The organism is Synechococcus sp. HK05 (assembly GCF_019104765.1).
GTDB lineage: Bacteria > Cyanobacteriota > Cyanobacteriia > PCC-6307 > Cyanobiaceae > Vulcanococcus.
In genome coordinates this window covers 21,209-44,049 of sequence record NZ_JAHRXJ010000009.1, presented here as the reverse complement: position 1 = coordinate 44,049, position 22,841 = coordinate 21,209, and the positions used below count along the sequence as shown (strand labels likewise).

Below are 22,841 nucleotides of genomic sequence, written 5' to 3'. Positions count from 1 at the left end.
GATGAACTCAACCCACGGAGCCCTCCAGCTTGAGGGCGAGCAGTTTGTCGGCTTCCGCGGCGAATTCCATCGGCAGCTGATTGAACACGTCGCGGCAGAAACCGCTCACCATCATCGAAACCGCCTCTTCAAAGCCGATGCCGCGGCTCTGGAGATAAAAGAGCTGGTCTTCCGAGATGCGGCAGGTGCTCGCTTCGTGCTCCACCGAAGCCTGAGGCTGCTGGGAGCGGATGTAGGGATAGGTGTTGGCGGCCGCCTGATCACCGATCAACATCGAATCGCACTGGCTGTAGTTGCGCGCCCCCACCGCTTTCGGGCCGATCTGCACCAAACCGCGGTAGCTGTTGGCAGAGCGCCCCGCGCTGATGCCCTTGCTCACGATGGTGGAGCGGGTGCGCGGCCCCACGTGAATCATTTTGGTGCCGGTATCGGCTTGCTGTTTGTTGTTGGTGAGGGCCACGGAATAAAACTCACCCACCGAGTCAGCGCCCTGCAGCACACAGCTGGGGTACTTCCAGGTGATGGCTGAACCCGTTTCCACCTGGGTCCAGCTGATCTTGCTGCGGTCGCCGCGGCACTGGCCGCGCTTGGTCACGAAGTTGTAGATGCCCCCCACGCCGTTTTCATCGCCGGCATACCAGTTCTGAACGGTGGAGTATTTGATCGAGGCATCATCAAGAGCCACCAGTTCCACCACGGCTGCGTGCAGCTGGTTGGTGTCGAACATCGGGGCAGTGCAGCCTTCGAGGTAACTCACCGAAGCACCCTCTTCGGCAACGATCAGGGTGCGTTCAAACTGACCTGTATCGCCGGAGTTGATGCGGAAATAGGTGGAGAGCTCCATCGGGCATTCCACACCTTTGGGAATGAACACGAAGGAGCCGTCGCTGAACACAGCGGAGTTGAGCGCAGCGAAGTAGTTGTCGTTGCTGGGCACCACCGTGCCGAGATAGCGCTCAATCAGTTCCGGGTGTTCCTTCACCGCCTCGCTGATCGAGCAGAAGATCACTCCGTGCTCAGCCAGCTTTTCCTTGTAGGTCGTGGCGATCGAAACGCTGTCGAACACCGCATCCACAGCCACGTTCGACAGGCGCTTCTGCTCGCTGAGCGGGATACCGAGCTTGTCGAAGGTTTCGAGCAGTTTGGGATCCACCTCATCGAGGCTGGCCTTCTTCTGCTGTTGCTTGGGCGCGGCGTAGTACACCACGTCTTGGTAGTCGATTGGCGGGTAGCCGAGAGCGGCCCAATCGGGTTCGCTCATCTGCAGCCACTGCTTGTAAGCACGCAGGCGAAAGTCCAGCAAGAAGGAAGGCTCCTCCTTCTTGCTGGAGATCAAGCGCACCACGTCCTCACTGAGGCCCTTGGCGATCTTTTCGGTTTCGATATCGGTGACGAAGCCGTACTTGTACGGCTGGCTCACCAGATCACCAACAGCCTGTGCGTTGCTCATGAACGGACCTTCAACCGGCGCAATGGGCTTTCACTTCTTCAAGCGTGATCGTCTGCTTCTCGCCGCGGAAGGGGTTGTCTTCGGTGAGGAACAGCATGCAGTGGCACTCCTTGCGCTCACGCATTGGCACGCATGGGCAGTTCCAAAAGGCCTGGGCCACCTCGGCCTCCTTGTCTTCGTAATGGCGGCAGGGGCACAGGGCACCACCGAGCTCGTCTTTATGGCGGGCCAGACCCTCGAGCACGACTGCCGTCACGCTGGGGTCGCTGCAGAAATAGGTACCTGTGCGCTGGGCATAGGTTTCCGCAAACTTGCGGATCACCTCAAGGCTGTCGCTGGCTTGAGAGGCAGGAGCTTCAGACATGAGGGCAAAGGCGAGGCGGAGCGTTGGGCCCGTGCGGGCTTGGCCAGCAGTTGCGGAACCGCAGTTACGAAACCAAGATGTTTCGCAAGTTGACCCTAAAGCACACGGGCGGCACCCGGGGGTGACGCTGCATTGTGACGTGTGGGCGCACCAGCACGGTCCACTCGTCAGCGCCCGAACAGGCGTGGCATGGTGTGGTGGTAGAGAGTTGGCCATGAGCGCCTCCACGCAGGCACCCACCCGAGAGGCAGCGCTCACCCTGATGTTGCGTCAGGGTGAAATCACCGCGGCGCAACTGGCTGAATCTCTTGGCGTGTCAGTCCAAGTGATGCGGCGCCACTTGCGCTCTTTGGAAGAAGAAGGGCTCGTGGAAGCCAGCCCGGCGCCCGAAGGGCCTGGGCGCCCGTCCAACCTTTGGCGGCTCACAGCCGCTGGCCGCCGCCAGTTCCCCAACGGCAGCGAACATTTCGCCCTGGGGCTGCTCAGCTCCATGGCCACCAGCCTGCCCACCGAGATGGTGGATCAGCTGCTGCAGCGTCAGGCCTCTGAAAAAGCCGCCGACTACCGCCGCCTGATCGGCGAAGGCACCCTGCAGGAACGCCTCGAGCGGCTGGTGGATCTGCGCCGGCGCGAGGGGTACGTGGCCGAGTACCGCCCCAATCCCGATGGCGCGGGCTGGGTGATCAGCGAATTCCACTGCTCGGTGATGAAGATCGCTGAACAATTCCCCTGCGTGTGCGACCAGGAGCTGCAACTGATTCGGCACACCTTCCCCGACTGCGCCGTGGAGCGGGTGCACTGGCTGCTCGATGGCGGCCACTCCTGCGGATTTCTGCTGCAGCCGTGCTGAGCGAGAACGACCTTCAGGAGCTGGAGAGCACGCTGCTTCCAGCGCTGGAGCGTCACCACCTGCGCCTGCTGGCCCACAGCCTGCGCTGCCTGCAGCAGGCAGCCCAAGGCAGCACCGCCTTTCCAGCCCAGGAGGGCCTGATGGCCTGGGCGCACCAACAAGCCAACCTGGCGGTGGATCCCACCTTTATTCCGGTGTTGGTGGAGCAACTGGCCAAGGCCGCCGTTCAGCTGGAAGCCATCGGCCTCGCCCTGCACAAGCCCCCGCTGTCGCTCGAGATCAGCGACCTGGTGCGCTGGGGCCAGCAACAGGCCGATGAACGGCTGGGCAACACGTTCAAGCCACCAGAGCACTAACGCCGCTCAGGGCCAGCAAGGCCGCCAACCATCCCCGCCATCCAGGCCGATCTCCCTCCCAATGAGCCAAGGGGATAGCCATCAGCGGAGCAGTGGCCAACAGTGCCACCGCAATGCCGCCCGGCAACCGCTGCAACGCCAGCTGCTGCAAGGCGATGCCCGCGGTGGTTCCGAGCAGCGTGGCCAGTAACCCCAGGGGCCAGCGCCGGAGCGGAGGCCGCGGGCCCAAGCCCTTGCTTCGCCAACCCCGCAGCAACGGCAGCAACACCAAGCCCGCCGCCAGCACCCGCACCAGAGCCGACTGCAGCGGATCGAAAGCGGCATCCCGCAGCGCCGCCCGCGACACCAGCGCTCCTGTGCTGCCGCAGAGCAGCGCCCCCAGGGCCAACACCACACCCTGCATCTGCAGGCGCCCGGTTAGGGCGTCGCCCGAACGCTGCCAAGCCACGAGCAGCAGCGCCAAGGTGATCAGGCCGAGGCCGAGCCAGTGGAGCGGCTCCGGCACCTCCGCCAGCCACACCATCCCACCCAGGGAGGCCACAGCAGGCCCGCCGGCGTCGATGGTGAGCGTGCGGCGCGTGCCCAACCGGCGCAAGGCGGCGAAATACAGGCTGTCGCCCAGCGCAATCCCCAGCACACCACTGAGCGCCAACAGCAGCAGCGGGCCGTGGGCCGCAGGCCACGGACGCCCCAGCACGAGGGGCAGGAGCATCGCAAGCGCCAGCAAATTTTTCAGCAGATTCAGCTCGGCGCCGCTGAGGGAGGTGGGGAGGCGCCGCCAAAGGCTGCTGGCCAGCGTCCAACACAACGCGGCAGCCAACGCAGCCAGAGCACCGATCAACACAACCTCAACCGGCGGTGGCGGCTTGCGATCATCGCTGCACCCGCCGCGCCGCCGTGAGCCTCTCCCTTGAGAACGCCCTCAGCTTTTTTCAGCTGAGCTGCGGCCGCTGGCGCTCCCAGCGCAGCGTGCACCACCTGCTGCATCGCCGCGCCGAGGCGGGCGGCTCCCTGATCGTGGTGGAAGAGCTAGCCGCCAACGATCAACGCCTCGTGGAGCTGGCCCAGCTGCACGGCCAGGATCCAACGGGCCTTGTAGGCGGCTGCTGGGTGCGCTGGAGCGCCTCGATGGCCTGGGACAAAGCCGGTGAAGACCACACCGGCGAAAGTGTGATCGGCCTGATCCCCACCGACGAGCGCGGCCGCGAGGGAATCCTGCTGCGCGATCTCGGCTACGCCGAAAAAGCACCGGCCAGCTCCCGCTTCTGCATGGATGAGCACGACGGCCTGCTGCTGAGCACCGAGTACGAAACGATGAGCGTGTGGGAGCGCTTTGCCTTTCAGGGCCCGAATGTGCGCGTGCGCAGCAGCACGGTGGAGGGCCTCTCCAACAACGCCTCGTTCTGCATCGAAACGCGCTGCGACGACAGCCAGCAGGAGCGGCCCGCGGCCTCGGCATCAGCCGACAGCGCGGCAGCGAATGAACCAGCCCTGTCGCTCCTGGGCTGGTGAGAGCGGGCTGTTGCGAACGTTACGGACTGTGAGTCCTGCCGAAGGCGGATCAGTGGAGCCGTGACGGCACTTCTACGATCACCAGCGACGGATGCCGAAGTTCGAGTGGCCCTTCCTCTCCTGAAGTACGCGCCCACCACGCAGAACTCGCGTGTGGACCCTCTTCGCGTGGGTTCGGATGAGGATCCGAAAGCCGCGTCCATGGACAAGGCCATGGATCGCGAAGACCAAAACTTCGTGATCGAAGCGGCTTACCGCCAGATCTTCTTCCACGCCTTCAAGGTCGACCGCGACCGCACCCTGGAGTCGCAACTGCGTAACGGTCAGATCACCGTGCGCGACTTCATTCGCTCCCTTTGCCTGTCGGACACCTTTAACCGCAGCTTCTACACCCTCAACAGCAACTACAAAGTGGCCCGCCACTTGGTGGAAAAGCTGCTGGGCCGCCAGACCCACGGCAAGTCCGAGGAAATCGCCTGGTCTGCGGTGCTCATGACCCGCGGGGTGAAGGGCATGGTTGACGACATCCTCGACAGCGAGGAGTACCTCAACGCCTTCGGCTACGACACCGTTCCCTACCACCGCAACCGCGTGGTGGGCAGCCGTGATCTGGGTGAGACCCCCTTCAACATCACCAGCCCTCGCTACGACGCCTACTACCGCGGGATCCTGGGCTTCCCCCAGATCGTGTACACCGGCACCGCCCGCAAACTGCCCGAACGCTCCCTGCAGCGTCGCGGCGGCTTCCCGCAGGACTACATGCCCTGGGTTCGCACCCTGCCTGCTCTGCGTGGTGCCAGCGCCGCCGGCAGTGCCGACATCGACTACCTCGCCAAAGTGCCCTACCGCAGCCTCGGCCGCTGAGATCCGCGGCCCTTCAGGCTCCATCACGCTGCGGGGGGAAACCCCCGCTTTTTTGTGCCCGCCGCCAACCGCGCAGTCTTGGGATCCTGACTGCAGGATCAAAGATCAGGGCGGACCTGTGAGAGTTGGTCAGACTGATCCCGAACACAATCCGGAGGCGCTGTGAGTCAGACCCTGTCATCGCTTGCCCGGATGACCTTGCGCCAACTGCGCCAGGTGGCCAGCGAGCTGGGTGTGACCCTCTACAGCCGCAAAACCAAAGACGAATTGGTGAGTGCGATCGGCGAACGCCAAGCCGACCTCTCAAGCCTGGAGCGAGAGCACGCACCCACCAAACAGGCCGATGACACACGCGTGGTGTTTCTACCCCGCGATCCGCAGTGGGCTTACGTGTTCTGGGAGATCAGTGAACGCGATCGTCAGCAGGCCTTTAAGGCCGGCGCCAGCCAGCTCTGCCTGCGAGTGGCCGATGTCACCGGCATGAGCAACGGCGGCAGCCACCCCCACACCCTCCAGGAGGTGCCGGTGGATAGCCATGCCACCGAGTGGTACCTGCCGGTCCCCCTCAGCGACCGCGACTACCGCGTGGAGCTCGGCTACCGCGTCAGTGGTGGTGGCTGGATCTCCCTGGCCTTTTCCTCAGTGGCCAGGGTGCCGGCCCTGCATCCCAGCGAGCAGATCCTCGACCAATTTGTGCCGTTCTCGCTCGACACACCTCCCACCGCAGTCGCACCGCAAACCCTTCCCAGCAGCGATAACGGCCTGCACGAGCGGCTGTACCAAACCGCCACCGTGGGCACCCGCCGCCTCGGCCGGGGCTCGGAAGCCTTCCACGAACTCGACCAAAGCAGTGGCGCCGGCCTCAACCCTTCCGGTGCCGGCCTTTGGGCCAGCGGCCGCAGCGAATCTGGCTCCGGTGTGGTGGCGCCACGGCAGCGCTCCTTCTGGCTCGTGGCCGATGCCGAGCTGATCGTCTACGGCGCCACCGATCCCTCCGCCAAGCTCAGCATCGGCGGAGAAGAGGTGCCCCTCTCCAGCGATGGCACCTTCCGCGTGCAGGTGCCTTTCCGCGATGGCCAGCAGGTGTATGCCATCGAGGCCGTGGCCGCCGATGGGGAGCAGAAGCGCAACATCACGCTCGATTTCGAACGCACCACACCGGAAGACAACAGCAATCCCAGCGACCAGGCTGTGGCCGAATGGTTCTAAGGGTCTGGCGATGAAAGCCCTCGTTGCCCTCACCCCGATCACCGGTGCGGTTGCACTGCCGCTCCTGGTGGTGCTGCTGATGGCCAAGGTGGGCATCGGCGCGGGTGTCCTGGCGGCTGTGGTGATCAGCAGCCTCTGGTTTGTGGCCATGTTGCGCACCTCTGAACTACCGGAACACGGCTGAGCCTGCAGCCATCGGGGAATGCTCCTGTTAACGACAGGTGGCAATCCATGACCCATCGGAGGCGTTGTGCGGCCGCTCTGGGCCTCTGCCTGGGCTTGCTTCAAGGCTGCGGCAGCCAGGCCGGCCGGGTGTTGGGAGCCAAGCCCCCTGATCTCCAACTGCCGAAAGCGATCCAGGTGGCCTTCAACCATCGGGAAGGCGTTCACTACCGCAGCCCGATCCACGCAACGCAACGCAACGGCGACAACCTGGAAGCGTTTGTGATCCAGGCGATTGAGGCCGCCGAACAGGAGATTCTGGTGGCGGTGCAGGAGCTCTCGCTGCCCTCGATCGCCCAAGCCCTGGTGCGCCAATACCGGCGGGGCGTGACCGTGAAGGTGGTGCTCGAAAACACCTACAGCACCCCATGGAGCGAGCAACACGATGCCGATCTCGATGGCCATGCTCGCCAGCGGCGCCAACTCTTGATGGAGCTCGCCGATCACAACCGCGACGGCGTGGTGAGCCTGGAGGAGCAACAGGCCGGCGATGCCGTGGCGCTACTCAACGCGGGTGGGGTGCCCTGGCTCGACGACACCGCCGATGGCAGCAAAGGCAGCGGCTTGATGCACAGCAAATATGTGGTGGTGGATCGCCGGCTGGTGGTGACCGGATCAGCCAACTTCACCGCCTCTGGGATGCATGGCGATGCGGCGGATCGACGCACTCGCGGCAACGTGAACCACCTGCTCAGGTTGGAGAGCCCAGCGCTGGCTGAGCGATTCGCGGACGACTTCAACCGCATGTGGGGCGATGGCCCGGGCGGGGAGCCCGACAGCCGCTTCGGGCTCGCCAAACAATCCGGGCCCGCCATGCGAGCAATGGTGGGCGACACCCCCGTGGATGTGCTCTTTGCACCGCATCCGCGCAGCGATCCGAACCATGGCCTCAACCTGATCAGCAGCACCCTGGCCGCCGCCCAACAACGGCTTGACCTGGCGCTGTTCGTGTTTTCAGCTCAGGCCCTCACCGATCGGATCGCCAGCCTCCAGGCCAAGGGGGTCAAGCTGCGCTTGCTGGCCGATCCCGGTTTTGCAAGCCGCTCCTTCTCTGAGGTGCTCGATCTACTCGGCGTGGCCTTGGCCGATCGCCACTGCAAGCTGGAAGCCGGCAACCGGCCGCTTCAGGAGGCCGCCGAAGGGGTGGGCATCCCCCGCCTGACCCGGGGGGACAAACTCCACCACAAGCTGGCCATCGTGGATGAACGCACCGTGATCACAGGGAGCTTCAATTGGAGCCCCAGTGCCGCCCATCAAAACGATGAGGTGCTGCTGCTGATCCATTCGCCCCTACTGGCGGCTCATTTCACCCGCGAGATCGATCGGCTCTGGAAAGGCGCTGAGCTGGGCATCTCGCCGCAGCTGCAGCGCAAGCTGCACGACAACCGCAGGCGCTGCGGCAGCGGGATGCAGCGGGAGTGAGGCAAACAGCACACACATTCAGTGACCGTCGCCACAGCAACCCCATTTTTTGTTTCTAAGGTGATTTCAAGCAAACGGAGGGGCGATGTTCACAGCCACTGCGCTGATTGCCGCTGCTGCGGTGACCTTGATGCTGATGCCAGTCTTGGTGGTGCTCACGGAATTGGGTTGAGCTGTTGCTGCCATCCAACCCATTGCATGATGGGCTCATCGTTCCGGTTGCGATGACTGCTCTTCGGGGCTGGCCCTCGCCAGCTGCATCGGCACTGGCCTCCTTGGTTGTGTGGGCTGGCGTTGCTCTGCCACACAGCGGCCGGGCAGCCCCCTATGTGCCATTTCCCAGCCAGGAGACCCTTCGCGAGGTGCAACTGGCTGCCTTGGCCTGTGCCAGGGAGAACACCACCGAAACCTGCAAGCAAGCCCGCGCGATCGGAGACCCACTGATGGATCACCCGCGGCTTCCGGCCAATTGCAAGGATCTGATCTGGCAGATGCTGGCCAAAGCCCAGCCAGCTTCCACCAACAGCTTCAGCCGCCGGCAAGCGATCAGCGAGCCTGCCGAACGCTTACTGCTGGTGTGCCGCAGCTCCGAAAAACCTGAGTCGGCAGACACACCGGCCGCGAAGCCAGCCGGCGGCGGTGGGATCAACTTTGGTGGCGGCCAACGCTGAGGCGTGATCTCCGCTGCGAGAGAAACCATCGAGGCGGACTAACTTGGTGCCGCCTCGGCAGTCCCCGATGACCAGCGGCGTGCAGCAGATCCCGCTCGATCAGCCTTTCCTCGACCAGAAGCCAGGCACCTCCGGCCTACGCAAAAGCAGTCGGCAGTTTGAAACGCCCCATTACCTCGAGAGCTTCATCGAGGCGATCCTGCGCACGGTGCCCGGCATCGCCGGCGGCACGCTGGTGGTGGGCGGCGACGGGCGCTACGGCAACCGCCGCGCCATCGGGGTGATCGCGCGCATGGCGGCCGCCCATGGTGTGGCGCGGATCATCACCACCACCGGCGGCATTCTCTCCACTCCCGCGGCCTCGAATCTGATCCGCCAGAGCCAGGCCACCGCCGGCATCATCCTCTCGGCCAGCCACAACCCCGGCGGCCCCGAGGGCGACTTCGGCGTGAAGGTGAATGGCGCCAACGGCGGGCCGGCGCCGGAATCGCTCACCGATGCCATCTATGCCTGCACCCAGAGCCTGGATGGCTATCGCATCTGGGAGGAGACGGCGCTGAGCCTGGACACGCCCGGCCAGCAGAGCATCGGCAACCTGCAACTCGAGGTGATCGACGGGGTCGACGACTACGTCGCCTTGATGCAGAAGCTGTTCGACTTCGATGCGATCGCTGATCTGCTCAAGGGCGACTTCCCGATCGCCTTTGACGCGATGCACGCGGTCACCGGCCCCTACGCCAAACGGTTGCTGGAGGGCCTGCTTGGGGCACCGGCTGGCAGCGTGCGCAACGCCGTGCCGCTTGAGGATTTCGGCGGGGGCCACCCCGATCCCAACCTCACCTATGCCCACGAGCTTGCGGAGCTGCTGATGGACAGCGACGCCTACCGCTTCGGCGCCGCCTGCGATGGCGATGGCGACCGCAACATGATCCTGGGCAGCCGCTGCTTCGTGAACCCCAGCGACAGCCTGGCTGTGCTCACCGCCAACGCCACCTTGGTGCCCGGCTACGCCGCTGGGCTCTCCGGTGTGGCCCGCTCGATGCCAACCAGCGCCGCTGCTGATGTGGTGGCCAAGGAGCTGGGCATCCCCTGCTTCGAAACGCCCACCGGCTGGAAGTTCTTCGGCAACTTGCTCGATGCCGGCCGGATCACGCTCTGCGGCGAAGAGAGCTTCGGCACCGGCAGTAACCACATCCGCGAGAAGGATGGCCTGTGGGCGGTGCTGTTCTGGCTCAACATCCTGGCCAAGCGCCGCGAGCCGGTGGCGCAGATCATGGCGGAGCACTGGAGCCGTTTCGGCCGCCACTACTACTCCCGCCACGACTACGAGGCAATCGCCAGCGATGCCGCCCACGGCCTCTACAACCGCATCAAGGAGATGCAGCCGAGCTTGGTGGGCCAGAGCTTCGCAGGCCGCTCCATCGCCACAGCCGACGACTTCGCCTACACCGATCCGGTGGATGGCTCGCTCACCAGCGGCCAGGGGCTGCGCCTGCTGCTCGATGATGGCAGCCGCGTGGTGCTGCGCCTTTCTGGCACCGGCACCCAGGGCGCCACGCTGCGGGTGTATCTCGAGAGCTATGTGCCGCCCAGCGGCAACCTCGCTCAGGATCCCCAGACCGCCCTCGGCGATCTGATCAGCGCCATCGACAACCTCGCCGAGATCAAGACCCGCACGGGGATGGATCGACCCACGGTGATCACTTGATCAGCGATCACCTGATCCGGCGACGGCGGTGATAGTCAGCTTCAGGGCTCGCCTCCTGAAGCTGACGGATCGATTCGATCGCGAAGGCCGCCAGCACACCGCTCACCACGAGAATGGCGTAGAAGGCCCGCAGACGGGTTGCCGGCACATCGGCCGGCGTATGAAGAATGATCCGGTGCATCAAGCCGGCCAGCACTCCACCCAGGGCTGCGCCCACGCCCATGGCTGCCAACACGCGCAACGGATCAAAACGGCCCGTCTGACGCGGCGAGGGCAGAGGATCAGGCATCAGTTCAGCCCCGTGGCTGTGGGCTGGGATGAATCAAACCTGGCCAGCAGGCTCTTCATCACCACATAAAACACCGGCACCACAAACAGCGACAACACCGTGGCGATCAGCAGACCGCCGAACACCACAGCGCCCAGCGAGGTCTGGCTGCGTGCACCCGCGCCACTCGCAAACACCAGCGGCAGAAAGCCAAACAGCGACGAGATCGCCGTCATCAAGATCGGCCGCAGCCTGGAACTGGCGGCGAAGCGGGCCGCCTCCAGGGCCGAAGCACCAGCGGCCATCCGCTGGTTCGCAAGATCCACAATCAGGATGCCGTTACCCGCGGCCAGACCGATCAACATCACTAGGCCCACCTGGGCATAGACGTTCAGCACCTCACCGCGCAGGGCCAGGAACACCAGAGCACCAAGCATGGCGGTGGGCACCGTCATCAGGATGATCAGCGGGTCGGTATAGCTCTCGTACTGGGCGGAGAGCACCAGATACACCGCCAGAATGCCGAGGGCGAAGATCACCACGGCCAGGGCACCGGCCTTCACCTCCTCCCGGGAAATCCCGGTCCAGTCGAAGCCGAGCCCCTGGGCATCCTGAGCTGTGAACAGGCGCTTCATCGCCTTGATCGCCTGACCCGAGCTCTTGCCGGAGGCCGGTGTCCCCTCAATCTTGATCGAGCGGTAGAGGTTGAGGTGGGGCACCACGCTGGGCCCAACCACCTGCTCAACCGTGAAGAATTCAGCCAGGGGGATCTGCTGCTCACCGGTACGGTCCTTCACGTAGAGAGCCGCCAGCTGCTCGGGAGTAGCTCGGCTATCCGGCTGGGCCTGCACATACACCCGGCGCACCTTGCCCTCCTGGAAGGTGTCGTTCACATACAGCCCACCAAAATTCACGCTGAACGACTGCATCGCGGCACCGAAGTCAACGTTCAACGCCGCCATACGGTCGCGATCCACCTTGATTGCGATCTGGGGCGACTCCGGTGCAAACAAGGTGTACACCCGTTGCAGATCGGCATCGCTATTGGCAGCCTCGATGATCTGCTGCGCATTGGCATAGAACTGCGGCAGGCTGTAGGCACCACCGCTCTGATCCAGCAGCTGAAACTCAAAGCCACCGCCCGTGCCATAGCCAGGGATCGCCGGTGGCTCCACCACAAAGCTGCGGGCGCCATCCACCTCAGCCGCCAGTTTGCGATTGAGGCGCTCCACGATCGCCCCCATGCTCTGGTCGCTCTTGGTGCGCTCTGACCAGTTGCGCGTGCCAAAGAAGAACAAGCCTTTGTTGGGGCTGTTGCCATCCAGGCTGGCGCCACTGAACACCGAAGCGGCGGTGATATCGGGTTCACTACGCAGAACAGCGGCCACCTGGCTGTTGATCCGCTCGGTCACCTGGGTGGACACACCTTCGGGCGCCTGCACGAAACCGATGGCATAGCCCTGATCTTCGATCGGAACGAAGCCACCGGGCACCAGCTGAAAGGCAATGGCCGTGAGCAGCACCCCACCAGCCAGAGCTCCCATCACCTGCCGCCGCCGCTCAAGGGCCCAAGCCAGGCCAGCGGCGTAGCGGACCTCAACAGCGGCATAGAAGCGGTTGAAACGGCTGAAGATCAGTGGGGTGTTCCAGCCCAGAGCCACACCGATCGCCGCGTAGAGCAGCACCGGCAACGGGTTGCTGACACCGGCCAGCACCAGGCCACTCACCGCACCACCGGCAGCCAGCGGCAGGGTGAAGGGGCGCCCGCTCAGCCGGCTGAGCACCAGGCCGAGCGCTCCGCCGGCTGCGAGGGGCAGCAGGGCCATGGCCGCTCCATTGCCCACCACCAACAACCCATAGATGAAGCCGATCACAGTGCCGGCGATGGCATAACCGCGCCGCCCCGGTGGTGGCGACTCACGCCCGAGCAGCAACGCCGAGAGCATCGGTGAAAAGGTGAGGGCGTTGAAGGTGGAGATAGCGATCGAGAAGATCACCGTGGCAGCGAACTGCTTGTAAATCGTGCCGGTGGCACCAGGGAAGAACAGCACCGGCAGAAACACGGCGAACTTCACCAGCGAGGTGGCAATCACCGGCGAAAACAGCTCATCCATGGTGGCTTTGGCGGCCTCAAGCGCCGTCATGCCCTCCGCCTTCTTGGTGGAAGTGTCCTCAATCACGGTGATCGCATCGTCCACCACCAGGCCGGTGGCCAGCACCAGACCGAACAGGGTGAGCTGATTGAGCGAGAAACCGAAACCCAGCACCAGGGCGAAGGTGCCCACCAGTGCCACCGGGATGGCGATACCTGGCACGAGCGTGGCCTTCCAGTTCTGCAGAAACAGAAACAGGATCAACACCACCAGCACCACGGCATCACGCAGGGAATTCACCACGCCCTGAATCGAGGCCGAGATGAAATCGGTGTTGTCGTAGATCTTCTCCATCTTCATACCCACCGGCATGCGGGCCGCGAAGTCGTCGAGCACCTGCTTCACACCGGCCGACACCTCAAGCGCATTGCTGCCGCTGAGCTGATACACCGCCAGGCCCACAGACGGAACCCCCTGCATGTCCGTAGCACTCACGGCATAGGTTTCACCACCCAGCTCCACACGGCCCACATCACGAAGGCGCACCAGGCCGCCGTCGTCGCCGGTGCGGACGATCAGATCCTCAAACTCCTCCACACTGCGCAAGCGCCCCTGCAGCTGCACCGTGAAGGTGAACTCCTGCCCTTGCGGCGAGGGCTCACCGCCCACCTGACCCGCAGGCACTAATCGGTTTTGGCTTGTGAGCTGCGACACCACATCCGTTGAACTGAGGCCGTAGGCCGTGAGCTTCTCCGGGTCGAGCCAGAGGCGGAAGGCCAGCTTGCGGTTACCGAAATAGGTGAGATCGCCAACCCCCTTCACCCGCTTGATCGCATCGGTGAGATTGAGATCCAGCAGGCCGCTGATCGTTTCGGCGCTGTAGGCGATCTGATCTGGGTTCTCGCTGCCGAAGTTGTAAACGAGCAGAATCGAGTTGGAAGCCTTGTTCACCGATACGCCGGCCTTCCGCACCTCCTCCGGCAGCTGCGGCTCCGCCAGAGCAACCCGGTTCTGCACATTCACCTGATTGATATCCGCATCGGTGCCGCTGTTGAAGGCCACGCTGATGGCACTCACCCCATCGGCGGAGCTGGTGGATGTGATCACATCCATGTTCTCCACACCGTTGATCTGCTGCTCGAGCACGGAGGTGACCCCCTGCTCCACCGACACGGCATCAGCGCCGGTGTAAGTGGCGCGCACCTTCACGGTGGGAGGCGCAATATCCGGCAGGTTCTCGATCGGCAGGATCGGGATGGCGATCAGGCCAGCGATCACGATCAGCAAGCTGCAGACCGTGGTGAGAACCGGCCTGGTGATGAATTGATTGGATGCAGACATGGCGCGGCCTCAGTCGACGACCTGAACAGGCATGCCGTGTCTGAGCTTGAGCAGATTGGTCGTGATCACCCTCTGGCCCGCGTCCACACCGGAAAGCACGGGGTAGCGGTTGTCTTGAATGGAACCCAACTTCACGGGGGTTTGCAGGGCGAAGCGGGTGCCCGCTGGCAAGCGCCGCAACTTCTCCAGCGGGGCGCGACCAGGCTGGGCCTCCAGCTCCTTGAGGCTGCCCACCCGCCACACGAAGCTCTGCCCGGACGTTTGCGTGACAGCGGCAAACGGCACAGCAGGCTGCTCACGGCTATCGAGCACCAGCCGAGTGCGCAACCGCTGGCCATTGCGCAGCGCGCCTTGAGGGTTCTGGAACACGGCCTTCACCAACAGCGCCTGATTACCAGCGGTGACCGTGGGATCCACGGAACTCACGCGGCTCTCCGCCAGCAGCCGATTGGTGCCGGGCATGCTCAGCGCCACCGGCAAGCCCACGCGAATGCGATCGGCATAGGTGGAAGGAACTTCCACCCGGGCCATGAGCGTGTTGTTCTTGATCAGCTTGGTGAAGGGATCACCGGCCCGCAGCACATCGCCAATCTTCACCTGCACATCAGCCACGATGCCGGGCAGGGGAGAGCGCAGATTGCTGTAGGCCAGATCGGCCTGCTGGGCAATCACAGCCTGCTTCGCAGCGATGTATTGCGCCTTGAACTCATCACGCTGCTGCGCAGTGGCCGCACCCTGGGGAACCAAAAACTCATAGCGCTCCCAGGTGAGCTTCGCCTTCTGCTCCTGGGCCTGAAGATCTGCCAATTCAGCCCGAATCTGGGCCTGATCAAGCACCAGCAACAGCTGATTGGCCTTCACCACATCGCCCTGGGAGATCGGCAGTTGCTGGATCCGGCCCGACGCCTGGGCAGCCAACTGCACCAGCTCGTTGGCCTCCAGGGTGCTCACGGTGTCGATGGCATCGCTGAAGCGCGCCTCCTGGACCAGTGCCAACTTCACCGGCACAGCAGCCGGTGGCTTGGGCCTGAGATTGCACCCAGCCAGGAGGGCGGTCGTTGCTCCCAGCGTGAGCAGCCGCTGGTGACTGCTGAGGCGATGCAGGTTGGTGATAGCTCAGGCCTCCTCAGGCTGCTCAGGGCCGAACCAACGCTCCTCCAGCTTCTTGATCACCACATAGAAGGGAGGCACCACGCCCAGCGAGAGCACGGTGGCGACCACCAGTCCGCCGAAGATCACCGTACCCAGCGACTGCTGACTCTGAGCACCGGCGCCGTTGGCCACCACCAGCGGCAGGAAGCCGGCCAGGGCAGCAATCGCCGTCATCAGGATCGGACGCAAGCGGGATTCAGCGGAGGCAATCACCGCCTCAATCGCCGACATGCCGGATTCCAGGTGCTGTTCGGCCACTTCCACGATCAGGATGCCGTTCTTCGCCGCCAGACCGATCAGGGTCACCAGGCCAACCTGGGCGTAGATGTTGAGATCAATCGAACGGATGGCAAGGAAGGCCAATGCACCCAGCATCGCCAGGGGCACTGTCATCAGAATGATCACAGGGGTGACATAGCTCTCGTATTGAGCGGAAAGCACCAGATATACGATCAGGATGCCGAGGCCAAATACCAGGATGCTGGCGCTACCGGCAGAGAGCTGGAGAGCAGCCAAACCAGTGAAGGCATAGCCGATGTTGGTGAAGTTTTGCTTTTGGAACAGGTTCTGAATGGCATCGAGAGCCTGACCAGAACTCTTCCCAACCGCCTGCGCACCTTGCACGAGAATCGTGCGGTAGAGATTGTAGTGACTAATAATTGGAGGAGCGCTGTTGAGGTTGGCCTCAGCAAATTGAGACACCTGCACCAAATCACCGCTACGACTCTTCACGTAGTAGCTAAGGATATCTTCAATCTCAGCTCGCTGCTCATCCACAGACTGCACATACACATTGCGCACCTGTCCATTTTCATACGTCAGCCCGGTGTAGCTGCCGCCAGCCAAAGCAGCGATGGTGCTCATCGCCTCGGCATAGTCCACGTTGAGCGCGCCCATTAAAGAGCGGTCAATTTTGAGATCAAAGGCCGGAGCACTGGGGATGAACTGGGTGTAAAGCGAAGAAAACTCACCACTGGCCTGACCGGCTCCGATCAACGTCTTGGCCTGGTCGTTGAGCTGGTTGAAGGAATAGTTGCCGCTGAGGTCATTGAACTGGAAGTAGAAGCCGCCCTGGGCCGAGAAGCCAGGAACGGCTGGCGGCTGACCGATCACGGCCAAACCAGCATCAAGCTGGGACAACTTTGCGTTGAGGCGATCCGCGATGGCAAAGGAGCTGTTCTTCTGGCCAGAGCGCTCCTCAAGCGGTTTGAGGCCCACCATGATCGTGCCTTGGTCAGGGCTTGAGCCGTTGAACCCGTAGCCACTAATTACAGCTGCAGAAAGAACGTCATCCTCTTCCTTGAGAATGCTGGCGATCTGAGTGCCCATCTTCTGGGTCTGACTCAAGGATGCACCGTTTTGCAGCTGATAGATCCCCAGGATGTAACCCTGATCTTCATCAGGAATGAAGGCCTGGGGCAGGGCCGTGAAAGCCAATGCTGTGAGCACGATGCCACCACCCAGGCCAGCCATCACCATGCGGCGGCGGCTGATGAGGGCCTGAACAAGCTTGGCGTAGCCCGCTTGCAAACGCTCAAAAAAGGCGTTGAACCGCTTAAAGATCAGAGGCAAATTGGCGCCGGCCAAACCACCAACAACCACCCCAAGCACATAGGTCCAATTGCCGAAAGCAGCCGAGCTAAAGCGCCCAAAAGCAAGACCCACAATCACACCAGCCACTGGCCACCCCCAACCACGAGGCTCGGGGGGAGTGCCGCTACGCAGAATTAGGCCAGACAGCATTGGAGAGAAGGTGAGCGCATTGAAAGCTGAGATAGCAATCGAAAACGCAATCGTGAGAGCAAACTGCTGATAAATGATGCCGATACTTCCTGGATAGAAAGCCACAGGCACAAACACAGCCATCAACACCAAGGCTGTCGCCACCAGCGCACCAAACAGCTCACCCATACAGGCCAAAGCAGCCTGCCGAGGCTTCATGCCAGCTTCAATATTTTTGGAAACAGCTTCAATCACAACAATCGCGTCGTCCACCACAAGGCCGGTCGCCAGCACCAAACCCAACAAGGTGAGTTGGTTAATGGAGAAACCAAACACCTTGATAAAGGCAAATGTACCCACCAATGAAATGGGAATCGCCAAACTCGGCACAACCGTGGCGCGCCAGTTCTGAAGGAACAGGAACAGAATCAGCAGCACCAAAACAATGGCAAGCCCAAGGGCATCAACCACGCCCTCAACAGAAGACTCAATGAACTGGCCAATGTTGTAGACCTGAGTGACAGTGACACCGGGTGGGACCTGAGCCGCGAAGGAGGTCATCTCCTGAACAACAGCATCAGCAACATCGAGAGCGTTGCTGTCTGGAGTCTGGAAAACCGCAACCGTGATCGCGGGGTGGTTTTCAGTGTTAACCGCAGAGGTGGTGTAATTATTGAACCCGTAGGACACACTGCCTACGTCTTCGAGCAGAAGAACATTGCCAGCAGGACTCCTGCCAACAATCAACTTATTAAATGCCTCAATAGACATCAAGTTACCATTATCTTCAACCAGCAGCGGATAGGTATACAGTTGATCGCCCGCAGCAGGTGGCCCGCCGACAAGACCACCGATGGCCGTGCTGTTCTGGGACTTCACCGCATTGATCACATCCGTCGCCGTGATCTTGTTGGAAGCAAGCTTGACCGGATCGACGTTGAGCCAATAGGCAGGGTTGGTGCCCCCAAGAATATTCACATTCGCTACACCAGGAACACGCTCTAAGGGGTAATAGAGCTGCTCATAAACCAGGCCATTCAGGTAAGCCGCATCAAACTGGCCGTCACTCGACGAGACCTGATACGCAAGAAGAATGGAAGGGGTGCTCTGCTGGACAGACACACCGGTTGCAGCTACCTGAGAAGGCAGCTGCGGCATAGCTAACGAAACCCTGTTCTGAACATTAACCTGGTCAATATCAATATCCGTTGTCTCATCAAAATAGACCTGAATAATGCTCTGGCCCTCCATATTGCTTGTGGAGGAGATATACGCAGCTCCCGGAACACCATTAATCTGTTGTTCCAAGGGGTTGGTCACCGCCTGCTCCGTCACCAATGAATTGGCACCGCTGTAATTGGCGGTGACCTGGATCAGCGGTGGCGCAATATTGGGGAGGTTGGCAATCGGCAAGGTGGGGATCGCAATCACCCCCACCAACACAATCAAAATGCTGCAAACGGTGGTCAGAACAGGCCGCTTGATGAAATTATCGGAGAACGACATGGCTGACCTCAGTTCGCTGCAGCGCTAGGCGACGACACGGGCTTCACTGGAATCCCTGTTCGCAGCAGGGCCGTGTTACTGGTCACCACACGATCACCGCTGCTCAACCCAGAGAGGACTGGGTAGTTGTTGCCCTGCAAGGGCCCCAGCTTGACTGGCGTCTGCACAACGATTGGAGTGGTTGGTGGCAATTTTTCAAGCTTCTGCTTCTGCGCATCGGGGATCTGGGTAGAAGCCTTGATCTTCGGCAGAGCCTGAGAGAGCGTCACCAGGCGGTAAACAAACGGCTGCTGCGCTTGCATGAGCACAGCCGTTACCGGAACTGAGAGCTCGCGGGTGGACCCCGTGATGATTTTGTTTTTCACATACTGCCCTGTTTTCAACCGTCCGGTGAGATTCGGGAATGTGGCTTTGACCAGCACCGTATTGGGCGATTTGTCAGTGCCACTGAACCCGAAGTAAGGGGAGATGAAGACGACCTTTCCCTGACCTTTCACCGGGGGGTTGGACTGGGTTGTCAGCTGCACTGTTTGACCCAGAGCCACTTTTGAAACCTGCGTGGCAGGCACATCCATGAGAGTCCACAGGGTGGAATTATCCACAATTCCGGTGATAGCTTGACCCTGACGCACATAATCTCCCAATTTCACGCGGTCAAGATCGCCGATCACACCGTCAATGGGTGCTGTGACATATTTGTAGCCCAAGGTTGCAGCGTTGGCCTTCACCTGATCGCGGCTTTGAATCGCCTTGGTAACGTAATAGTCACGATCTCGCGTGGAGACGGCTCCCTGCTGATTGAGAAAAACATAACGTTCAGCATTGAGGAAATCCTTACGGGCCTCGGCTTTGCTGGCATCAAGGGCTGCGGTCTGCTGAACGTTGTCAAGAACAAGAATCGGATCACCAGCCTTGACCCGCTGACCCTGGGTCGCAAGAATTTTTACAACACGTCCATCGGTTTCGGGCCGTAGCGCCACATCAGCGGTGGAGCTCAGCTCACTCACCACATCGATCGAGGGGCTGAAGTCACCCTCGGCGATGGTGGCCACCTGGACCGACATCAGCTTGGGGGCTGGTGGCTTGCTACCGCAGGCGGCGAGGAGCAAGACAGGCAGGGGGAGAGCGAGAAGGCCGCGCCGCACAACATGTCAGTCAGTGCTGCGCAAGTTAGCCGGTTTTGCGGCATTTCCTAGGTCGCTGCCGTTGGATGATGCCAGCAGCACCACACAAGGCGTGAGCGATCTGTTCAGCCACCGCGGCGAGCAGCTGCGCCAGAACCTGGCTCCCCTGGCTGATCGGCTCCGCCCTCGCAGCCTCGACGACTTTCAGGGCCAGGAGGACATCCTCGGACCAGGACGTCTGTTGCGGCGAGCCATCACGGCTGATCGTGTCGGCAACCTGATCCTCTATGGGCCGCCTGGTGTGGGCAAGACCACGCTGGCGAAGATCATCGCCACCACCACCCGCGCCCACTTCAGCAGCCTCAACGCTGTGCTTGCCGGGGTGAAAGACCTGCGAGCGGAGGTGGATGAAGCGCGCCGACGCCTGGAGCAGCACGGGCTGCGCAGCCTGCTCTTCATCGATGAAGTGCACCGTTTCAACAGCGCCCAGCAGGATGCGCTGCTGCCCTGGGTGGAGAACGGCACCGTGACCCTGATCGGCGCCACCACCGAAAACCCATTTTTTGAAGTGAACAAGGCTCTGGTGAGCCGCTCACGCCTGTTCCGACTGCAGCCACTGGAGCCGCGGCACCTGCATCAATTGCTGGAGAGGGCCCTGCGCGATCCGGAGCGCGGCTATGGCAACCGGCAGGTTGTGATCAGCCATCAGGCCGCCAACCATCTCGTGGACGTGGCCGGCGGTGATGCCCGCAGCCTGCTCAATGCGCTGGAGCTGGCGGTGGAGACCACCGAGCCTGACGCGAGTTGCGTGATCCAGATCGATCTGGCGATTGCCGAAGAATCGATCCAGCAGCGGGCGGTTCTTTATGACAAACAGGGCGACGCCCACTTCGACACCATCAGTGCCTTCATCAAGTCGCTGCGGGGCAGCGACCCCGATGCGGCTCTGTTCTGGCTGGCACGCATGGTGGAGGCCGGCGAGAACCCCCGCTTCATCTTCCGCCGCATGCTGATCTCCGCCGGGGAAGACATCGGCCTTGCCGACCCCCAGGCGATGGTGGTGGTGGAGGCCTGTGCCGCGGCCTTCGAACGGGTGGGGCTACCGGAGGGGCTCTATCCCTTGGCTCAAGCGGCGCTCTACCTGGCCGGCGCCGACAAGAGCAACAGCCTGCTCGGCTTCTTCGATGCCCTCAAAAGCGTGAAGGCCAGCAGCCGCCAGGAGGTTCCCGCGCATCTGCGCGACGCCAACCGCGATGGGAAGGCCTTCGGCGATGGGGTGGGCTACCGCTACCCCCATGCCTACGCCGAACACTGGGTGGCCCAGCAATATCTACCCACAACCCTGCAGGGACAGGTGTTCTGGCAACCCGGAGCACTGGGCTGGGAGGGGCAACGCCGTCAACGACTGCAGCAACGTCGGGCCGCCCAGCTGGCCGCGGCCGCGGAACATGAAGCGGAACTCGGTGAGGTGCTGAGCAGCAGCCCCGACGATCCAGCCCTGGAGCGCTGGTTACAACGCCAGCTGGGCAGCGAGGGGGAACGGCTTGATCAGCTGCGTAGCCAGCTCTGGGACGAGGCCCACTGGCAACGCCACGACCGGGTCTTGATCCTCGAAGCGCGCTCCTTGCTCTGGGCGCTGGATCCGCTGCAACACACCCCCGAGGGCGGGGTCGTGATCCAGTGCAACCAAAGCGCCGATGCGGAGCGATTGCACAGCCAGCTGCGCGTGCTTGATGCCCTCCGGCAGCCCCGCGTGATCGGTTGCAGCACTCAGGATCTGGCTGGAGCCCTGGAAACAGGCACCACGTTTGAGTGGATCGCGGCGCGGCACCCCTTCCGGGAACAGAGCGGGGTCCAACTCGCCGCCACTCTCGACCAACTCAACCAACTCGCCGCGCCGAAGGCCCAGATGCGGCTGCTGTTCAGCCAGCCCGTTCTCGGACCCGCCGCAGCCCTGCTCGCCCTCGCGGATGCATCAGCTGAGTTGCGCAGCGTGTTGGAACCCCTCCTGGCGATGGAGCAAACCTGGCTCAACACACCACCGGATCGCGGCGATCTGCAGATAGGTCTGGAACAACGCGGCTGGAGCGTGAGCTGGCAGAGCTGGGAAGAACCGCTCGAGCTCAAGCTCACGACCGGAGTGATCGAGCGCTGGCTCGGCGCCCAGGCGACCTACCGCCAGCGATTGAGCCAGCTGCTCCAATCTGCCCAATTGAAGCTGCTGGAGCGCGAACTCCAGCAGCGTGTGGGATGCCGCTTACCGCAGCGGCTTCAGCATCAACGACTGATCGCTCGCCGTAGCTGCTGATCTCACCAAAGACCGCGCACCGCAGGCGCAGGACTGGCTGGGGCCTCGGCCTGCTGAGCGGTGTAGGCCGAGATGCAGGCGGGCGTATTCATATACCAACTCAGTAATGAGGTGGAGCGCTGGCTGTTATTGATGTCATTGACATCACACACCTGCATGGCACCTTGCAGACGCTGATCGGTGGGCAGCTTCGCCATCATGCCGTAGCTGGATAGCTTGCCATCCGCAGAATCAAGAATGATGGCACTGCGGACAGCCTGAAGACTCTTCTGCTGGCTGTAATAAGGCGTGTAGTTTTTCTGCTGAATGCTATTCAGAAGAAACTGCTCACCCTTGGAGGAGTAAAGGAAGTTCGCCACAGCAACAACGCCTACGTCGTACTGCTTCTGCAATCCTGCCTCCAGCTGCTGCTCACTCCAACCAGAGAGATCCGTGAGATTCTTAGGAACTGGATTGTCAATTCTTGGGGTTCCGCCAATCGGCGAAAGCGTATTGGAACGAGGCCCAAGACAATTCACACAAACCGTACGAGCCGTGAGCGGAATCGCTTGAGCCGGTCCAACGGCCAGCACAACACCAACACCGGCCAAGGGAAGGAGAGCCTTCAACATTGGAATCAGGCAGAGATCACCTCTGCCACATGGGGCCTCCTCGGTATGGCGCCTGGATCCAGGCCGGCCATCAGCCTTCAGATTTTTT

At 62.2% G+C, this 22,841-nt stretch carries 19 protein-coding genes; 10 read left to right on the top strand and 9 right to left on the bottom strand.

Features of this window, described 5'->3' with window-relative positions; all coding sequences use genetic code 11:
• Nucleotides 1-7 precede the first annotated feature (7 nt).
• A complete protein-coding gene (gene sufB / locus KUL97_RS06965) occupies nt 8-1,450 on the bottom strand; it encodes a Fe-S cluster assembly protein SufB (RefSeq protein WP_217796252.1) in 1,443 nt (480 codons plus the stop codon).
• 10 nt (nt 1,451-1,460) lie between these two features.
• On the bottom strand, nt 1,461-1,814 hold the full coding sequence (locus KUL97_RS06960) for a ferredoxin-thioredoxin reductase catalytic domain-containing protein (RefSeq protein WP_217796251.1): 354 nt from the start codon (nt 1,812-1,814) through the stop codon (nt 1,461-1,463).
• A 214-nt stretch (nt 1,815-2,028) separates the two neighbouring features.
• Here KUL97_RS06960 and sufR point away from each other — a divergent pair, with 214 nt between their 5' ends.
• Nucleotides 2,029-2,664, top strand: a complete 636-nt coding sequence (gene sufR / locus KUL97_RS06955) for an iron-sulfur cluster biosynthesis transcriptional regulator SufR (RefSeq protein WP_217796250.1) — start codon at nt 2,029-2,031, stop codon at nt 2,662-2,664.
• Nucleotides 2,658-3,020 (top strand): hypothetical protein, encoded by a 363-nt coding sequence (locus KUL97_RS06950; RefSeq protein ID WP_217796249.1) that lies wholly within the window; start codon nt 2,658-2,660, stop codon nt 3,018-3,020. Before sufR ends, KUL97_RS06950 begins: the two co-directional genes overlap by 7 nt.
• Here the strand turns inward: KUL97_RS06950 and KUL97_RS06945 are convergent.
• Entirely contained in the window at nt 3,001-3,864 is an 864-nt protein-coding gene (locus tag KUL97_RS06945) for a DMT family transporter (RefSeq protein ID WP_217796248.1), read from the bottom strand. The genes KUL97_RS06950 and KUL97_RS06945 overlap by 20 nt on opposite strands.
• A 53-nt stretch (nt 3,865-3,917) precedes the next feature.
• Here KUL97_RS06945 and KUL97_RS06940 point away from each other — a divergent pair, with 53 nt between their 5' ends.
• From KUL97_RS06940 to KUL97_RS06910, 7 genes are all read left to right on the top strand, one after another.
• Nucleotides 3,918-4,532, top strand: coding sequence for a phycobiliprotein lyase (locus KUL97_RS06940; RefSeq protein ID WP_217796247.1), 615 nt, complete (start codon nt 3,918-3,920; stop codon nt 4,530-4,532).
• 105 nt (nt 4,533-4,637) lie between these two features.
• The gene (locus tag KUL97_RS06935; protein WP_217796246.1) at nt 4,638-5,396 is read left to right on the top strand and encodes a phycobilisome rod-core linker polypeptide; all 759 of its coding nucleotides are present in this window, start codon (nt 4,638-4,640) and stop codon (nt 5,394-5,396) included.
• 162 nt (nt 5,397-5,558) lie between these two features.
• Nucleotides 5,559-6,605 (top strand): DUF4912 domain-containing protein, encoded by a 1,047-nt coding sequence (locus tag KUL97_RS06930; RefSeq protein ID WP_217796245.1) that lies wholly within the window; start codon nt 5,559-5,561, stop codon nt 6,603-6,605.
• 10 nt (nt 6,606-6,615) lie between these two features.
• On the top strand, nt 6,616-6,789 hold the full coding sequence (locus KUL97_RS06925; RefSeq protein ID WP_217796244.1) for a hypothetical protein: 174 nt from the start codon (nt 6,616-6,618) through the stop codon (nt 6,787-6,789).
• Between the two features lie 47 nt (nt 6,790-6,836).
• Nucleotides 6,837-8,249 (top strand): phosphatidylserine/phosphatidylglycerophosphate/cardiolipin synthase family protein, encoded by a 1,413-nt coding sequence (locus KUL97_RS06920; protein WP_217796243.1) that lies wholly within the window; start codon nt 6,837-6,839, stop codon nt 8,247-8,249.
• Between the two features lie 224 nt (nt 8,250-8,473).
• Entirely contained in the window at nt 8,474-8,920 is a 447-nt protein-coding gene (locus KUL97_RS06915) for a hypothetical protein (RefSeq protein ID WP_254896295.1), read from the top strand.
• 67 nt (nt 8,921-8,987) lie between these two features.
• Nucleotides 8,988-10,628 carry an alpha-D-glucose phosphate-specific phosphoglucomutase gene (locus KUL97_RS06910; protein ID WP_217796242.1) on the top strand — a complete coding sequence of 547 codons (1,641 nt, stop codon included), beginning with the start codon at nt 8,988-8,990 and terminating at the stop codon, nt 10,626-10,628.
• A gap of 7 nt (nt 10,629-10,635) precedes the next feature.
• Here the strand turns inward: KUL97_RS06910 and KUL97_RS06905 are convergent, their stop codons facing one another.
• The 5 genes from KUL97_RS06905 to KUL97_RS06885 form a co-directional block, all read right to left on the bottom strand.
• On the bottom strand, nt 10,636-10,917 hold the full coding sequence (locus KUL97_RS06905) for a hypothetical protein (protein ID WP_254896294.1): 282 nt from the start codon (nt 10,915-10,917) through the stop codon (nt 10,636-10,638).
• Entirely contained in the window at nt 10,917-14,330 is a 3,414-nt protein-coding gene (locus KUL97_RS06900) for an efflux RND transporter permease subunit (protein WP_217796241.1), read from the bottom strand. Before KUL97_RS06900 ends, KUL97_RS06905 begins: the two co-directional genes overlap by 1 nt.
• 9 nt (nt 14,331-14,339) lie before the next feature.
• Nucleotides 14,340-15,332, bottom strand: coding sequence for an efflux RND transporter periplasmic adaptor subunit (locus KUL97_RS06895; RefSeq protein ID WP_368656114.1), 993 nt, complete (start codon nt 15,330-15,332; stop codon nt 14,340-14,342).
• A 114-nt stretch (nt 15,333-15,446) separates the two neighbouring features.
• Nucleotides 15,447-18,710 carry an efflux RND transporter permease subunit gene (locus KUL97_RS06890; protein WP_217796240.1) on the bottom strand — a complete coding sequence of 1,088 codons (3,264 nt, stop codon included), beginning with the start codon at nt 18,708-18,710 and terminating at the stop codon, nt 15,447-15,449.
• Between the two features lie 8 nt (nt 18,711-18,718).
• Nucleotides 18,719-19,774: an efflux RND transporter periplasmic adaptor subunit gene (locus tag KUL97_RS06885; protein ID WP_217796239.1), complete on the bottom strand. Its 1,056-nt coding sequence runs from the start codon at nt 19,772-19,774 to the stop codon at nt 18,719-18,721.
• Between the two features lie 172 nt (nt 19,775-19,946).
• Here KUL97_RS06885 and KUL97_RS06880 point away from each other — a divergent pair, with 172 nt between their 5' ends.
• Nucleotides 19,947-22,142: an AAA family ATPase gene (locus KUL97_RS06880; RefSeq protein WP_368656113.1), complete on the top strand. Its 2,196-nt coding sequence runs from the start codon at nt 19,947-19,949 to the stop codon at nt 22,140-22,142.
• A 2-nt stretch (nt 22,143-22,144) separates the two neighbouring features.
• Here the strand turns inward: KUL97_RS06880 and KUL97_RS06875 are convergent, their stop codons facing one another.
• Nucleotides 22,145-22,753 (bottom strand): alpha/beta hydrolase, encoded by a 609-nt coding sequence (locus tag KUL97_RS06875; protein WP_217796237.1) that lies wholly within the window; start codon nt 22,751-22,753, stop codon nt 22,145-22,147.
• Nucleotides 22,754-22,841 lie beyond the last annotated feature (88 nt).